Below are 16,298 nucleotides of genomic sequence, written 5' to 3' on the forward strand. Positions count from 1 at the left end.
GGAGGTGCCGGCGTACTCACATAGCCATAGGCTGAACGTGCTGGGGTTCGTGAGCCGAAAAGGGAAGTTGGTCTACCACACGACCACCGAGTCGGTCACCACGGAGACAGTCATCGAGGCGTTTGATCAGTTTGTGGCTCAGAAAGATCCCGATGCCTTCGCCGTGGTGGTGCTGGACAATGCCAGCATGCATCGTTCCAAGGCGTTTAAGCGCAAGATTCTGACGTGGATGTCGCATCGCGTGCATCTGGTCTACCTATCCGCTTACTCGCCAGAACTGAATTTGATCGAGATCCTCTGGCGACAGATCAAATACTACTGGCTGCCCTTGGGGGCCTATCTCTCGTTTGATCGGCTCTGCGCTGAGGTCCATCGCCTGCTCGGGGATTACGGCACGGAGCGCACGATTAATTATGCATAATCACTTACCAGGTGATGCAGTGGCTGATGTTCCAGAAAGGCGGCGTCGGCCCGATGTTCGGCCAGGTCGGGTTCTTCAACCGCTTCGCCGGCCGGGAGATCGAGGACAAGCGCCCCCGGGACCGCTACGTGGGCGAATCGCGGCGCCTGCTCGGCGTGCTGGACGCCCACCTGGCAAACAAGGCCTGGCTGCTGGGCGAGACCTACTCGATCGCCGACATTGCCACCTGGCCCTGGGTGCGTAACCTGATCGGCTTTTACGAGGCGGGCGAGTTGGTAGGCATCGACGACTTCCAGCACGTCAATCGAGTGCTCACCGCTTTCCTCGAGCGCCCTGCCGTACAGCGCGGCCTGGTCGCGCCGGCGCAATAACTTCTGCCCTTGCCTCTCGCGCCTGCGGCGGCAGCCGCCGGACCGGAAATAGAGTGCGAATCGCACGCAAAGATGGTGACAATCAGCGCGTTTTTCAAAACCTTGATGCACGCCAGTGACATCCCCCGCCTGTTGGTATGGCCAAGAAGATCGTATCTGACGACTTTGGCAGATCGAGGAGCCGCTTCTGCCATCGGAGCAGCCACAGCTGCGTGGTCGCTCCTCCCATCTGCAACCGTGCCGCCTTGACCGGGCTCCTCTTCGTTCTGAAGGCGGGGATCCCGTGGGATATCCTGCCTCAGGAAATGGGGTACGGCTCCGGTTTCACCTCAAAGACTGGCATGAGGCTGGTGTCTGGCATGGTGACATCGGCTACGTTGGCCGAGGTGGCGACGACACTGTGGGTCAGGCTGGTGACGGCATCGACGCCGCTATAGGCCTTCAGACCGAAATATCATTGGTTGCCCTTCTTGGTCTGCTTCATCGCCGGGTCTCGTTGTTTGGCCTGGTTCTTGGTGGAGGGCGCGGCCGCCACGATGGTGGCATCGACTATCGCTCTCTCACACTGCTAGTGGGACATTAACTCTTGGAAAGTCCAACGCCCACGATTTAATATTTCAAATAATAAATTACATTCGCGCAAAGCTTCAACCACGCCATGGTACATGAATAAATTCCATTGCAAAATCCTATCCAAAAATTTTGTTGACACGCCCATAAGGAGCTGAAAATATTAACGAACAAGCACTGAGTCTTAATGAATACAAGACATAGAGTTAATTGCAAAAGCTCACAACCCTCGAAAAGGTGGAACATGAGAGAAATCACCATTAAAATGTATGAAGAAATAACATTCAAAGGTGAGAAGCTTGATTACAAATTCCTTAGGTGCTGCGTCAAGCACGATTCAAGCGGGCTTTTCCATAATGGAAGCTTAATAACTCTTGATGTACACCTTGGAGATATAGAAGACAATTTGGACATTGGAGGGATACGCTTTATATTTAACAAAGAGAACAGCAGCATGTTTTTCATCAATCCGGCTGGCCTTGTAGATAGTTACGACACGACTTCACGTGAACTACTGCATCAGATATATGACGAAATTAGCTGGACGAGAAGTCTTCTTCCTGAATTAAGGTGCCGCTGATCAATTCATCGCAGATCCGCTGAAATGTTGGGAGGGCACAGTTACCGAATCAACATTCATTTTCTAACCATTTCAGTTGGTCAATTTACCTTGGCAGCCAGATTATCCGTCTGCCAGGCCAGATTTATGGCACTCGGGTGCCGTCAACACGCCCCTCACTGCACTTTGCGAGAACCAAGTTTTCCAGTCCGAACAGACTAGAAAGGTGCGCCTGATTTGCGCCAGCCCCAGATAGCAAACCTTCAGGTATCGTCACAGGATCTTGTCGACATGAAACGTGTGCTCGACCTTGGCACGGGTGCTGGCCTTTAGCCAGCACCATCACCTAGTACAGGAGCGCCAGTAGGCGCTCCTTCCAAAAATACCAACGGCAATATCTTAATGTTTAGTTTTTCGCTTCCTCTTCCAAGAACGCCTTCTCCTTCGGGCTGATCTGGAACACCACCGCGCGCGCCGGCTGATCGGTCGTATTTATTGCCCGCATCCGGGCATCCAAAGGTTCTGCCACCGCTTCTCCCGCTTTTACCGTCTTGGTCTCGCCCTCCACCTCAAGCGTCACTTCTCCTTCGACGACATATACATAGACAGGGCTGGGATGAGAGTGCCAAGCAGCAGCTGTGTGCGGATCCATCGCCACTCGAACCACTCGAATAGATTGATCACCCGGGGGAAGATCAATTTCTTGTGCCAACACCTCTTCTAACTCCGAAGCTGGTTTATCAATTTCTGTTAGGTCTTGAGCCACACTCCAGGATGATGCAATTACTAAGGCGGCACCAGCCGCCCATGTCAGCAGTTTCATGGTATTCCTCCTATCCCTGCGTATTCCGCGCCATCGTGACCGCCCGTTCCGATCTATCGTGACCGACCATTCCGGGCCAACGTGACCGGCCATTCCGTTTCATCGTGACCGATTTCGGCCCCTTTCCCGGAATCCGTGGTCACGATGTCGGAATCCTCGGTCACGTTCCCGGAATCTCACCTAACTCGCTGGAATGATTCGGACTTTTACGGCATACCCCTCCTTTTGCCTTTGCCCTGGAGGGGGACATGCCAGCACCGAGGATTCCCATGCGAACCATCACCGAGGTGTTGCGCCTCAAGTACGACGCCGGCCTCAGCCACGAGAAGATTGCGCGGGCCTGTGGCCTCTCCAAGGGCGTGGTCAGCAAGTACGTCAGCCTGGCCCAGGTGGCCGGCATCAGCTGGCCGTTGCCTGACGGCACCGACGAGGCGGCGCTGGAGGCGCGACTGTTCCCGGCCAAGTCGCCGCCGATGCGCTTCTCGGCACCGGACTACTTCCAGGTCCACCAGGCACTCAAGCGCAAGGGCGTGACCCTGCAGCTGCTGTGGGCGGAGTATGTCGAGGTCCACGGCGACAAGGCCTACCGCTACAGTCGGTTCTGCGACCATTACCGCGCCTGGCGGAACCGCCAGCGGCGCAGCATGCGCCAGGTCCACCGCGCCGGCGAGAAGCTGTTTATCGACTACTGCGGCCCGACCGTGCCGATCATCAACCAGGCCACCGGCGAGGTACGCAACGCCCAGGTGTTCGTCGCCGTGCTGGGGGCGTCCAGCTACACCTACGCCGAGGCCACCTGGAGCCAGGCGCTGCCCGACTGGATCGCCTCTCACCAGCGCGCCTTCCAGTTCCTGGGCGGTGTCCCCGAGCTACTGGTGCCCGACAACCTGAAGAGCGCCGTGACGCGGGCGTGTCGCTACGAGAGCCAGCTCAACGCGACCTACGCCGAGATGGCCCGGCACTATCAGGTCGCGGTGCTGCCGGCGCGGCCCTACAAGCCCAAGGACAAGGCCAAGGCGGAGGCCGCGGTGTTGCTGGTGGAGCGCTGGATCCTGGCCCGCCTGCGCCACCACACCTTCTTCACGCTGGCGTCGCTGAACCAGGCCATCCGGGCGCTGCTGGGGGACCTCAACTGCCGACCCTTCCAGGGCCGCGAGGAGAGCCGGCGTGACCTGTTCGTGGCCATCGACCGGCCGGTGCTGCGCGCCCTACCAGAGACGCCCTACGAGTACGCCGAGTGGCGCAAGGCCAAGCCCGGCATCGACTACCACCTCGACCTCGACAAGCGCCTGTACAGCGTCCCCCACAGCCTGGTCGGCCAGGTGCTGGAGGTGCGCCTGACCCACGCCATGGTGGAGGTGTTCCACAAGGGGCACCGGGTGGCGGCGCACCCGCGCCATGCGCCGGGGCGTTTCTCGACCCTGGCCGAGCACATGCCCAAGCGCCACCAGGCCCACCGCGACTGGTCGCCGAGCCGCTTCCTGAAGTGGGCGAAGGCCATCGGCGTCGCCACCCTTGAGATGACCCAGCGGCAGCTGCAGGACCGCCCCCATCCCGAGCATGGCTACCGTGCCTGCCTGGGCCTGCTGCAGCTCAGCCGGCGCTACGGCAAGGCCCGTCTGGAGCAGGCCTGCGCCCATGCCCTGGCGATCCCCACCACCCGCTACGCCAGCATCGCCTCGATCCTCAAGCAGGGGCTGGATCAGCAGCCGATGCTGACGCTCCCCGAGGCGCTTGACGACCTGCCGCCCCACACCAACGTGCGCGGTGCCGAGTACTACCACTGACCCGAGGAGACGACCGATGATGACCCAGCCCCTGCTCGACACCCTGCGCCGCCTCAAGCTGACCGGTATGCACGACGCCCTGGCTCACCAGCTCACCCAGCCGGATACCTACGACATGCCGTTCGAGGATCGCCTGGGCATGCTGCTCGACCGAGAGGTCCTGCATCGCGATAACCGCCGCCTCGACCGGCTACTGAAGGCCGCCAAGTTGCGGGTGACGGCCTGCGTCGAGGACATCGACTACCGCCATCCCCGGGGCCTGGAGCGGGGCCGCATGGCACCGCTGACGAGCGGCGAGTGGATCGGCCAGTCACTCAACCTGTGCATCACCGGCCCCACCGGGTGCGGCAAGACCTGGCTGGCCTGCGCGCTGGGCAACCAGGCCTGCCGGCAAGGCTACTCGGTGCGCTACCTGCGGGTGCCTCGCCTGTTCGAGCAGCTACGCATCGCCCAAGGCGACGGCTCTTACGCCCGGCTGATGGGCCAGCTGCAGAAAACCGACCTGCTGATCCTCGACGACTGGGGCATGCAGAAGATGACCGCGCCGCAGCGCCAGGACTTGATGGAGGTGATCGAGGACCGGCATGGGCGGGGCTCGACACTGATCGCCAGCCAGCTGCCCATCGAGCACTGGCACGATTACATCGGCGCCGCGACGGTGGCTGACGCCATCTTGGACCGGCTGCTGCACAGCGCCCACCGCCTGACACTCAGAGGAGAATCGATGCGCAAGAACGCCGCCCCGCAAGCGGCAGAAGTTGACCCATCGTGACCGGTCAGCTTACAAAACCAGAGCCAGCGAGAAAGCGGTGAGCAAATCGGTCACGATCGCCGGAATGACCGGTCACGTTCGCCGGAATACGCAATCCCGTCAGGGCAGAGCATGATCAAGCAATATCGACGCAGCAGAGGTGCACTGCGCTCTCATCAACAACTATAGTCCAGCGGTTCAAGATCTCCCTATTTTGCTCTTTGCCGTTGGGTGCAGAATTGGCCCAATTGACTGGACTAGGATATGACCTCCACGACGACTGGAGAAATGACGTGGGTGGAACCGAGATTCTGACACTCAGCCTTTTCCTGAGCCCGGAAGTGCTCTGGGTATTTTAGGACCAACGCCTGGATACCTCCGTGTCTCCCCACAGCCCCGGTCTCTATGTCCCGACCGAGGAAGGCTGCCTCTACCCTTGCCCAAAGAGCGGCAAAGCCTGGCAGCCGCACGACTTTGCCGCCATGACCTGTCGGAACCCGGACCTCTCCCTGAATCACTGCTACCTCCACGCCTCTTGCAGCGCATCAAGTGCTCCTACCATGGCGTCAGTGCAAAAAGGTGACTTCAACGCCCGGCAGAGATTTCACCCTGCTGTCCGAGCAGGCGACCATGCGCTCGTGAAAGTGATGCCGGTGCTGGTCATCTCCCGGCAACTGGAGATCCCTGACAAGCGCCTGTGGTGCATCGTGCACCACTACGTGGGTCGCATGCTGGGCGAGCCGGACCTGTCACGCGTGACCGATGTCGGCGTGGACGATACGGCCTCATGACTCGGTCAGCGCAATGTCAAGGTGTTCCTCGACATGCAGCGTCATCAGGAACCGGCGATCTTCGCCGTGCCTGGGCATGGCAAGGCCGCCATCACGGCCTTCAGCGCCTTCCTGGCGATCCATAGTGGCGACGCGGAAAACGTGGTAGAGGTCGTCTGCGACATGTCTCAGCCTTCCTAAGCGGCGTGGCCGAGAACCTCCCCCAACTTCGACGTGACGGTTGACTGGTTCCACATCATGCAGACCTTAACCAAGGCGCTGGACGAGGTACCCAAGAAAGGGCGCCGCCCCTCCAGAGCCCTCCAATGAGCGGTCTTGAAGAATCTGGATAACGGCAACCTTACGCCCAAGCAGCTGACAGCGCTCCACGAGCTGGTGGCCGATCAGAGTGCGACTGCCAATGCATGGGTGATCAAGGAGAAGCTGCGCTGGATCCAGAAGGCATCAACGCCCCGGACGGCTCGGTGGCGGATCAGGAACCATCTCAAGGTCATGAAAGCGGCAGTGGCTGAGAAGCCACTGCTGAAGCCGATGGGCAAACCTCTGGCAACGTTGGAGCGGCATGCAGAGGCAGTTGTCAGGCGCTGGATCTCGGGACTGATGAGCGCACGCTGGAGGGGATGAATGGCTTGTTCCAGGCGGCACGTTCACGCGCCCGTGGATACCGAAACAAGGCCGATTTCATCGCGATGATCGACCTGATCGGCAGCCCAGTGAGCCGCCTGCTGGATCAGGCCAAATCCACATGAAGTGACGAAGAACCCATAAATAGCATCTTACAACGACTCGTCGGCCAGCGCATACCACTGTTGGAGGAAGTAGACGCGCAGATGCGCTCGAGGCCGATGGGGACGTCCCCCTTCCCCGCCGAGTTCGAGTAGTAGGACGGCGACAGTGCGTCGATCAGTAGTTGTAATGGCACCTGGGCATCCATTTGGGCCAGGAGCCCTCTCTGCGGGTAACATTCTTCTTGATCTGGTACTCAGCTTGGAAGATCTAGATATGGTTCATCGACTAGCTCAGTTAGGCAGATGGCAGAAATCAAGGTTCTACCTGGCCGGTGTCGAACACGAAGCGATGGGAAAATTAATGCGGCGTTCGACTCTACCGGCTACAAATTGGAGACGCAGGTCAGGCCTCACCTGGGATCCTCAACCGAAAGAAGAATTTTTCTCTCCATCAAAAAATACCATTCGCGTTAAGCAAAAAACTTGACTAATATATAATGCGTGAGCGTTCTCTATCGTAATTCATGTGTGACCATGGTGACTCATCAGTAGTGAATGAAAAATGTGCTAGCTAGCATTAATGCAATCTCTCAGCTAGTTTAACCCTCCTTCAAAATCAGCATTTTTTGAGGAAATCATTATCACAATAAGCTCAGGAATATTTGTTTCACCTCATCATGCATAACATAACTAGAACCAAGTTAGACATTGCAAGAAATTATTAAAAAACAAGGAGAAAACAAATGCTTGTCTCAACTGACAAAAGTCAACACTCCAAAAATGGTGTCGCTCAATTTCTTCTTTATTTTATTGCAGCTTTGTTAGCCTCTCTCTCAGCTGCTATTGTTAGCCAGGCAGAGGCAAATGGTAACATTGCCCAATACGAAAATAATATATTTACCAATAAGGGACAAAGTACTGTTGAAGAGTTTTCAAATAAGCTAATGCCAGCTTCTAGGGCTCTGAAAGCAGTAGAAAAATTAACCGTTTATGTAGGATACCACGGTGACATCACCGGAGATTGGTGTCGTGATTTTAATTCAAGTGAAAAGAGGGATGTTATCGACTTGGCAAATAATTTTCCAGATGCAGAGATTGTATGGATCGATGGTGGCAACATGGATGAAAGTGACATCAAGAAAGCAGTCCGACAAGGTAGTGCCTTTTTCACATGGTGTGATAGTGATGCAAGAGTGAAGAAGGTTATGGGAAGCGATATGCCAGACTTCGTGCAAGACTTTAGATAAATCCCTGATTCTTGAATTCGAATTGAATTAAAAGATATCGGATAGCATGTTCGCATAGTTTCGTCAGGATAGCTCTCTCCCCACTGGCCACCTCGTTGCAGTATACTACGTTAACGAAGTGGCCACTAATAGTGTATTTAATCTCTAATGCAAAATATGTGATTAATCATGCAACTGTGCAGGTCGATATTTAATTTTATCGCCATTACGGTAAACATATTCTTCGTACATACGTCGAAAAACGCTTTCGTGGCAAGCCTCGCGTGTCACCCCAGAGCGCAGTTCTCGTCGCCATGTGATCCGGAATTTCATGGGCACCCAGGGTGGATACATGTCTCTTACCGCCCTCACTTCACAATGCTGCACCCCTGTGGGGTCGGGGAATAGGTTAATCTTAGATTTATCGATCTTAAGACCATCTGGTAGTGCAGTCACTTCATCAAGCATCCACTGGAGCGAGATGTCGGAAAGCCGTGACTCGGGCTCGGGGTATGTTCCTCCGCCGATGTCAGAATGATTTCCTGGGAACCATTTCTGCACCAACCAATCTTCAGGCGCGTTCTGAACATCAGCTTCACGCGCCCAGCCGACCCGAGAGAAGCTGCAACGCTCTTCATCTAGAGCAATCGCATGCCTTGCATAGCGGACACGAGGATCAAGAAACATGTCGTAATCTCGAAACCTCCAGGCTGCTAGGTGCCACTTATGATCACCTCGTTCCGGAAAATCACGGATTGATCGGTATTGCGACTTGAAATTTATTGCAGTGGAAACCAGTACTATACAGAAAAAAAACAACAAAAAGGAATCCGAAAGATCAATAGGCAACAGCCAATTCAGCGCGTGGACTGCAATAAACGAGAAAAAGGCTAACACAACCCCTGATAGACCTAAGATCGCAGCCCGCCGCACTCCCGAAGCACCTAGTGAAGCAACAGTGTCAAAAACACCGACACAGTATGGCACTACATTTCCCCTTTTGTTCTCGATTAGGTCATCCTGTGCGCCATATTTTTGACGGAAACGGGAGGCGAGTTCCTCCCGTTCAGTCTCATATTTTTCGCGACTTTTACCAGCTCCATGTCCATATACTTTGAAAACGGCTTCATCGGCAATTCTGGAAAGCGCTTTTCCTCCTCTTGGCAAATCAGAGTTATCCAAATCATGTGTCGGGACGCCGCAGAGATTCATCACGCTGCAAAGAGTTCTTACCGTGTAAGCACCGCGACTGAAGCCAAACAAAAAAATACGATCACCTGGTTCGTAATATTTCAAGATAAGCTTGTAGCAATCAGATACATTGGACATCAGTCCAGTACCAAGGCCAAGACTCAAAAATTTCCGGGCATAGCTTAGCGGGCGAAACCATGGTGTACCGGAAATCTCCTTCGTTCCAAGTCCTGCCTCGTAAAAACAGAGCTGTTCTGCGGGATCGATAATGCTTTCAACGCCTGGACGCGACGCATTGTAAAGTTTATACACATTGCTAAGTAGCTGATCAGGCCGCCGGCCACCTGCCATTGCTGTGCCATCAGAAAAAATAACAATATTCTTCGCCACTCTACCTCTCCTTAATTAAAATACTACAACCGCTTTATACCCTGACCCAACACGTCTCTAAATTAAAATCTTAGCTAAACCTTCACAACTTAAGACGTAAAAAAACATAAGAGAAGTTTTGTCTAGTAGTTCGTAAACTCAGAGGGAAGCGAATCATATACTTCCCTTAGAGCACTGTATGATCCATGTCGGTGCAATTTATCTTTATATGAGAGTAAGGACGACGCCATGGCTAAATCTTTGTTCTCACAAACAGCAACCAGTTCAAGCTTCGGATTTGGCCTGGTTAATTTGTACCCATGCCCTATAATTCCAATAAGTTCCCTTCCAGTGACAGTCACACGCTGTAAATCTTTATCCCAGAGATTGCTCCACGACAAAGGAGAGGCAAAATGAAAAGAAGTTATTGCGTGCATACTACCCAACAACCATGCATCATTGGCTATCAAGGTCCAACGACTTGCATCCAAAATACTGCCTCTTGTGTTATTAGTTTCTTCACACATTTTCCCCAGATTTTGAATTAATATTTCATCAATACTTGGAAAGCTTTCGTCAGATGGAACCCATACCCATTCTTCTTCCATCGCAGAATTGTAAGCTCTGACTTTCAAAGCCAACCTGCCGACTACTGTGACACCAAAAGAAATTATATTATCATCGACATCATACAATGTGGTTCCTTTTTTAGCTGAATCATATATAGAATAAGCAGTGTTTAAGTTCTCAATCTCCAATGATGAATCTGGATAGCATAAGTCTCCACACTGCTCCGCCTCATACACGAAAGTAGTAATATTGTCGTACATGCTCACCACCATTATATAAGTAGGTCAGGCACATGCCTTTCGCAACTCTCGCAAGATTATTCCAACATTCTCGCGATCACTCATTGATGATTTTAAATCATCTTCATATAAAGGACTGGTTTCATAAAAAAACTCAAGATGCTCAAGGACGGAATTAAACTGCCGTGGAGTGGACCTACGTAAATATGCAGCTGTATATCCACGTATGATTTCATCAACGTGATCGGAAAGACTCCTGTCTGATAGATGCAGGACTAAAGAAAATTCAACAGCCGTAATCGCGCTCCAAAAACTAGGGTTATTTAATTCTCTCTCATTAGCCATCTCTTCTGATTTGTGTAAGTGACTGAGTAACTCAGCAGAGAGTTTTGTTCCTTGTGCAGAATTATGCCATGATAGTACTATTTCTGCTGTTATCCAGTTAATTAATGGATAAAAATCATCATCATCTTTCTTTTCTTTCTTTAACTCATAAGACTTTCTAAACATGTCGCGCATTTTTACAATATATTTTACACGTTCATCGCCTAAGCTTATAATGGCCTTTCGCTTATAGGCACTGCCCAAAAGGCTAAGTCGTTCACTCGTAAGATTTATTGAACAAAGTATCTCCAATAATTTTATCGCTTCATCAATTTCAACTAGAAAGTCATCTCGAGCCCGGAGTTCGTCGTCATCATTGGTTGTTGTGTGAGCTTCTCTCCATAGGTGAACTGCCCATCGACTCTGAAGGTTTGCCATCTGCTCAACAGAGCGGAAAGAGATGTCAGAGTCTTCCGTAAGCATTGCTGCCTTGTAATGAGTAATAGCTTCAGACAAAATGCCAAGTTCTCCGTATGCAGATCCAAACTCGGCACGCAATTTTCCAGAATTTAACCATCCTGATGGAATCTCACTTTCACACTTTTTCAAATCTGCTATAAGGTTTTTGGTTTCATCGCTTGAAGCTGTAGCTGCATCATTCAAAAGATTATGAATCTCGGCTTGTGCTTCAGATATCATGTGGAAGCCTGAAGGTCTCTTAACTTCCAACTCTTGCGAAGCGTCCTGCACAGGGCTATACCCAGGGTCTCCATAACACTGATATGCGCCCCAAGTATTTACTCCAGGATGTTGTTCATACGTTCGCAGGCGTGCTTTTAATACAGCAGCTCCAAAGCTCGCACCTGTAAGAAGTTCTTTATAAAACGTTTCTGCAAAGGTTTTTGCCGCAGAGTCATCGACAGCCCAACCAGCAGCAACAACGGCCCTGACACCAATGCGTATAAACTGAGTAGCTAAATTAGCAGCCAAACTACCGTAGTCAAAGTTCTTATCCTCATTTCCCTCGATATATCCGAGGTGACAACAGTTTATAAATACTAAGTCGGGAACAGTACGCATCTGTTCAACTTCACTCGGGGTGAGAAATAGACCATCCCCAATAACCATACCGCTAACTACATCATCCACACCCATGCTTTTTTGCCTGTATACACCATGCCCAGTGAGGTGCAAGAAGCGGTAGTTTCTTGAGTAGAGAGACTCGATTATTTCTAGTGAAGATGCACATTGTTTAAAAACTACGTCATATCCGTTCAACAAAAGTGCTCCTCGTACTAACTGAGCTTCTTCCTGTGCAGATGGTAAATCTGGGAGAGGACTTTTGGGATCACCAATCACAAGGGCTGTGTTGGCTAAAGTTGAAAAAACATTGTCTCTAAACACAGGTGTTTCAAGCTGACGCAGTACTCCTACTTCCACAGCCAGCGGACGCTTATCCGTGCTTCGACTATCCTGAAGCATCTCCCATGGGTAACGGGCAGCATTCTGGTTCAACAACAAAACCAGATTCTCCCGTTTGGATGCTAAATCCTTGAGATAGTTGGGTATCAGGAGTTCGAAAAGCGTCTTACCTAAATTTATTTCATTGCCTGTGTGACTGATAGCCTTTTTGATAAACTGGTCTACTAATGCACGTTGAGCCGGTATAAGGGATACTTCAGTGCGTGCGCGATCAGTTAAAAGGCTAAAACCAAGAGTTCCCTCACTCTTTCCCAGTATTCTAAGTCGCCGCCACCAATTGGTTTCTTCTTTAAAGACCACCCTTGTTCGTCTACCAGGAGAACACCTTATATTTATGGATCCAAAATCAAAACATTCCTGAAAATCTGGGTCTATCCGCAATTCTTCTAATGCTCGAGCAGCCAATATTGCCCGGTCTTCCCACAACTCCATAAACTCAAATGCGATGAACGAAACAGATTGTGAATATCCTTTATCATCAAGTATCAGTCTTGCCTGTGATAAACCCTGGAGAATACTTTTAACAGACTCTTTTACTGATATACCAGAAGGACCGGAACCTATAAGTACTGATGTCAGCGATACTGGAACAAAGCTCTTTGATCCGTGTGTAGTACTCGCACCATCTTGCTCCAACAAAGTTGTTGCATAACGGAGTGCGGCATGGCACACAGTTTTAATCAAATCAACTGGAGTGAGTGTACCAGCCTGCCCCAACCCTACAATAATACCACCCGCTGGTTTGGCATTGCTTTCAGTGTTCAGGAAAATTTCAACACTTTCTAGTGGGCCTGGATATAAGCCTAACTTGCTCTTCAGACCCAAACGTTCGTTAAGGCATCGGTTTAGGTATTTTTCAACACTAGTTATTGTGTCTCCCTGATAGTGCCCAACCATGACGGGGTATGGTGAGAACCCCACACTTCCGTGGGCTATGGATATTTTTATTTTTTGCATTGGAAACTCCACAATCCTGTGGCATTATTCAATTTAATAACTCACCATCCTTCGTGCTTGTTAACTAACAATTTACCTTGTAGACTGATAAAAATCATCCTTGATTTGAGTTTATTATCTAGCACATATGGCAAAAAGTTATACGAAAAAATTAATATCAGACAAAATCATCACTATATCCTGCGTTGAGATTTGCTGCATAGCCTTCCATATCCAAAGCAGTTAACTTATGGGTCTCTGGATGAGGTGCATGTTTGTTAATTATTTCGGCACACTTACTTCGTTGAGCGTCATCAAGCAAGTCTAAAGTTGGCTTGAGTTCGAGATATCTTATAACATCCCAATTATTAGATTTAGCTAACGAAGCTATCCATGTTGCTGGCTTACCAGAAGCCGCAGGATCACCACCACGAAACCTCTTACTAATCCGGCGCTGTGCATCCTGTTGAACATCTTTTTTCTGTTCCTCATTAAGCTGGCCGTACCCACCACCTATCTGTACGGGGGCACCACTAACTTCAAGATCTGCTTCAAAGGCTACCGCAAATGACTCCATCTCTCTTTCGGCATTCGTTTCCTGTTTAATTGTTTTAGTATCTTCAGCCCATATCTGCCCCCCAAGTACAAACTTCATCGGCATGAAGTACCCATATTCATTCAGAACACCTAAAAGATCAAAATACTTTTGTATCTCATTACTCTCAGAAGATTGTAAAACAGAATCTATCGCATGCGAAAATTCGCCAGTGATTCTAATATTTTCTGGCAAAATACTCAAAATAACTTTTGGCACATCCTCACTTACAAGAAGATATACTCGTTGTTCAGTTGTACTGTGAAGTGACTCTTTCTCGTGACTATACGATGCACTAACTGATAACCCCGGAACACCTACGGATCCTTTTGCATTCTGAGAAAACCTTTTCCTAACTTCATGCGTGGTTTTTGAGAATGATAAGTCTTTATCCATATCTAATACTGTATCAGGCATTGTATAGATTGGCTCACCCAACAACTCTCGAGGCGTCTTAACAGACTTATCGAATGATTTAGGCTGTATCAATAGACCATGATTTATCTGCAATTTTTTTAGAATTAGCTTTTTCTTGTCCTTTTTATTCAACTCATAGTAGTATTCCAAGCCTTCCGATTTAGCGGCACTACGTTCTTCATCAAGTTTATCTAAGGCCTGAGTGGCATCTTTATCATCATCTGATTTTAAGGTCCATTCCGTCTTTGATGGTTCAACTGAACTCGTGTCTGCTTTTCCAGGCTTCCCAGGTTTCACTACACTTTCTTTTTTACCAGACTTAATTGACAATGTGTTTTTATCAAGAATCTCTTTGACAGTAATCTTGCTCTCTTGGTCTTTAGCAATTGGCGCACCCTTATATTCAAATAAATCTTTTTCAAGCATAAATCCAGAAAGTGAGGAACGTAGCTTAGAAAGATTTTTATCTGGGTTAAAGGAAACAGATTTTTGCTTATCGCCCTTTTTCAATGCGATCATTATACTTTCATTTTGGTGTGGCTCTTCATTCCCGCTAGAAGATTCTTTCTTCACGGAAATGGTTATCATACCGTCATCAAGGGCTTCTTTGATAGTCACAGAACTCTCATGTGACTTTACAAGAGGAGCACCCTGAATCATGAATACACCATTGGGGGGAATATCATTTGGATATTCAGCTCTCAGTTCCGACAGAGATCGCTTTTCGTCGTATTGAATAGCCGCCTTTTCCCCTTCCACGCATATTATAATCATTGTCATTTCCCCTACCTCCATAAATTTTTAAGCACACTTCATATGAAATCGTCAGAACTTCCTGTCTTATATGTTTCGTAAAATGCTTTCTTCGCTTCAGGATCCTTAAATACAAAGAAATTCATGGTTAAATACCCATTATTATTATTCTCTGGGTCTTTTGGTTCCTTAATCTTGTCTACTCTTCCTACACTACTGTCTACTGCATCACCAGAATGAGCCCCTCCACCTTTGACGTCTACTTCTGCGGTACCTTCACGGGGCGTCCCATAGCTTTTGCCATCTTTCATGAATCCGTAAACTGGCCACGTAACAATTCTACACTGCCAATATTGCTCTCTTAGATCTTTATCTTGAGCTACACCCATTGTGTTCCAGTCATCAACCTTTATATTATACATTTTGTTATCTTTGTAATAATATGCCAAGCGAACTCTTGACTCACCACTTGGTTTGTCTTTAGTATCACAACAGTAAAGCTGTGCTATGGTTTCCTTTGCTGTTTTGACATGATATCCAAAACCTCGAGGCCCTTTTGATCGCATAATGAACTGTATATTCGATCCTGCGTCGACAATAACAGCGTTCGGGAATCCTTTTCCACTACTTGGTATAACCACATCACCTAACATGACGGGTTGACTTTTTCCTTCATTAAGTTTTTTTACATTTTCGTCTTCTGTGCTTAATTTGACTTGAACATATAGCTCTCCTACATCATGGAGCCACTCATTTTTGTTTGCTTCTATCAAGCTTCCCCGGATTTTAGTCATTTTTGACATCCTCTTGATTATTTTTAAGAAAATTTCTAACAAAGTTACAGCAGATAGTAAAGCTAACTCCGTTTCGTGAATTCTTTAGGCTGGAGTATATTTCTGTTCGTTCACGTGACAAGGCTAAGTAGTCGTCGAATACTATATTTTTTAATTATCTTTCAGGCTGATATTTACTCCCAGGTCGTGCCATCTATAATGTTATAGTATTATAAATACTGGCTCAATCAGATGATAATCGGTGAGGCGCGGTTGGTCTGGTTTGGTTACTATGTTGGCTAGAATCTTTCTCAACAGCTCATTAGAAAAACAATTATTGACATTTATTTTCATTAGGAGTACAGACTACTGGTAGAAAAATTGCAAGCAACTTTTACTACCACTTATGTCATTTTTCAAAATGACGGCGAAGACTTTCGTGGTAAGTCTTTGTTTTTTATCTAGAGTCCTAGATGCCACCTCTCCTAACCAGCCACAAACATTCCGTTAGGCGGTTTGTGGCCGATATTCGACCCTTTGCGTCAACGTAGTTGTCACCTAAACGGATTGAGAGGTGATCAACGTGCGTTACCCCGCAGAACGTAAGGAAGCCATCCTAATG

16 protein-coding genes and 2 pseudogenes are annotated in these 16,298 nt (G+C 49.4%); 10 read left to right on the forward strand and 8 right to left on the reverse strand.

Going from position 1 to position 16,298, the window contains the following annotated elements:
* Both SCI24_RS17610 and SCI24_RS17615 read left to right on the forward strand, forming a co-directional pair.
* On the forward strand, positions 1 to 421 hold a 421-nt coding region (locus SCI24_RS17610), incomplete at its 5' end, for an IS630 family transposase (RefSeq protein WP_318726616.1).
* A 26-nt stretch (positions 422 to 447) separates the two neighbouring features.
* Complete coding sequence (locus tag SCI24_RS17615) at positions 448 to 792, forward strand: glutathione binding-like protein (protein WP_318726617.1); 345 nt, start codon at positions 448 to 450, stop codon at positions 790 to 792.
* A 343-nt stretch (positions 793 to 1,135) separates the two neighbouring features.
* On the opposite strand, the pseudogene SCI24_RS17625 reads toward SCI24_RS17615, so the two are convergent.
* Positions 1,136 to 1,345: pseudogene (locus SCI24_RS17625) on the reverse strand (transposase); the annotation flags it as partial.
* A 261-nt stretch (positions 1,346 to 1,606) separates the two neighbouring features.
* Here SCI24_RS17625 and SCI24_RS17630 point away from each other — a divergent pair.
* Positions 1,607 to 1,942 (forward strand): hypothetical protein, encoded by a 336-nt coding sequence (locus tag SCI24_RS17630; RefSeq protein WP_318726618.1) that lies wholly within the window; start codon positions 1,607 to 1,609, stop codon positions 1,940 to 1,942.
* A gap of 385 nt (positions 1,943 to 2,327) precedes the next feature.
* Here the strand turns inward: SCI24_RS17630 and SCI24_RS17635 are convergent, their stop codons facing one another.
* Complete coding sequence (locus SCI24_RS17635; protein ID WP_318726619.1) at positions 2,328 to 2,744, reverse strand: cupin domain-containing protein; 417 nt, start codon at positions 2,742 to 2,744, stop codon at positions 2,328 to 2,330.
* A gap of 248 nt (positions 2,745 to 2,992) precedes the next feature.
* On the opposite strand from SCI24_RS17635, the gene istA reads away from it, so the two are divergent.
* The 6 genes from istA (at position 2,993) to SCI24_RS17665 (ending at position 6,822) form a co-directional block, all read left to right on the forward strand.
* Positions 2,993 to 4,531 carry an IS21 family transposase gene (gene istA, locus SCI24_RS17640; protein ID WP_318726620.1) on the forward strand — a complete coding sequence of 513 codons (1,539 nt, stop codon included), beginning with the start codon at positions 2,993 to 2,995 and terminating at the stop codon, positions 4,529 to 4,531.
* 16 nt (positions 4,532 to 4,547) lie between these two features.
* Complete coding sequence (gene istB / locus SCI24_RS17645; RefSeq protein WP_318726621.1) at positions 4,548 to 5,303, forward strand: IS21-like element helper ATPase IstB; 756 nt, start codon at positions 4,548 to 4,550, stop codon at positions 5,301 to 5,303.
* Positions 5,304 to 5,920: 617 nt separating this feature from the next.
* Complete coding sequence (locus SCI24_RS17650) at positions 5,921 to 6,073, forward strand: hypothetical protein (RefSeq protein ID WP_318726622.1); 153 nt, start codon at positions 5,921 to 5,923, stop codon at positions 6,071 to 6,073.
* A gap of 33 nt (positions 6,074 to 6,106) precedes the next feature.
* Positions 6,107 to 6,253 (forward strand): hypothetical protein, encoded by a 147-nt coding sequence (locus tag SCI24_RS17655; RefSeq protein WP_318726623.1) that lies wholly within the window; start codon positions 6,107 to 6,109, stop codon positions 6,251 to 6,253.
* Between the two features lie 135 nt (positions 6,254 to 6,388).
* A complete protein-coding gene (locus SCI24_RS17660; protein WP_412930119.1) occupies positions 6,389 to 6,697 on the forward strand; it encodes a transposase in 309 nt (102 codons plus the stop codon).
* Positions 6,694 to 6,822: a hypothetical protein gene (locus SCI24_RS17665; protein ID WP_318726624.1), complete on the forward strand. Its 129-nt coding sequence runs from the start codon at positions 6,694 to 6,696 to the stop codon at positions 6,820 to 6,822. The genes SCI24_RS17660 and SCI24_RS17665 overlap by 4 nt, the downstream gene beginning before the upstream one ends.
* Before the next feature lie 30 nt (positions 6,823 to 6,852).
* Here the strand turns inward: SCI24_RS17665 and SCI24_RS17670 are convergent.
* A pseudogene (locus SCI24_RS17670) lies at positions 6,853 to 7,069 on the reverse strand (IS5/IS1182 family transposase); the annotation flags it as partial.
* 475 nt (positions 7,070 to 7,544) lie between these two features.
* On the opposite strand from SCI24_RS17670, the gene SCI24_RS17675 reads away from it, so the two are divergent.
* On the forward strand, positions 7,545 to 8,048 hold the full coding sequence (locus SCI24_RS17675) for a hypothetical protein (protein ID WP_318726625.1): 504 nt from the start codon (positions 7,545 to 7,547) through the stop codon (positions 8,046 to 8,048).
* Positions 8,049 to 8,210: 162 nt separating this feature from the next.
* Here SCI24_RS17675 and SCI24_RS17680 read toward each other — a convergent pair whose 3' ends face one another.
* From SCI24_RS17680 to SCI24_RS17700, 5 genes are all read right to left on the reverse strand, one after another.
* Positions 8,211 to 9,608, reverse strand: coding sequence for a DUF2235 domain-containing protein (locus tag SCI24_RS17680; RefSeq protein ID WP_318726626.1), 1,398 nt, complete (start codon positions 9,606 to 9,608; stop codon positions 8,211 to 8,213).
* Positions 9,609 to 9,730: 122 nt separating this feature from the next.
* A complete protein-coding gene (locus SCI24_RS17685; protein ID WP_318726627.1) occupies positions 9,731 to 10,417 on the reverse strand; it encodes a hypothetical protein in 687 nt (228 codons plus the stop codon).
* A gap of 24 nt (positions 10,418 to 10,441) precedes the next feature.
* On the reverse strand, positions 10,442 to 13,159 hold the full coding sequence (locus SCI24_RS17690; RefSeq protein WP_318726628.1) for a CHAT domain-containing protein: 2,718 nt from the start codon (positions 13,157 to 13,159) through the stop codon (positions 10,442 to 10,444).
* A 157-nt stretch (positions 13,160 to 13,316) separates the two neighbouring features.
* Positions 13,317 to 14,930 carry a hypothetical protein gene (locus tag SCI24_RS17695; RefSeq protein ID WP_318726629.1) on the reverse strand — a complete coding sequence of 538 codons (1,614 nt, stop codon included), beginning with the start codon at positions 14,928 to 14,930 and terminating at the stop codon, positions 13,317 to 13,319.
* 32 nt (positions 14,931 to 14,962) lie between these two features.
* The gene (locus tag SCI24_RS17700) at positions 14,963 to 15,697 is read right to left on the reverse strand and encodes a hypothetical protein (RefSeq protein WP_318726630.1); all 735 of its coding nucleotides are present in this window, start codon (positions 15,695 to 15,697) and stop codon (positions 14,963 to 14,965) included.
* Positions 15,698 to 16,298 lie beyond the last annotated feature (601 nt).

The organism is Halomonas sp. (genome assembly GCF_033549285.1).
Taxonomy (GTDB): Bacteria; Pseudomonadota; Gammaproteobacteria; order Pseudomonadales; family Halomonadaceae; genus Halomonas.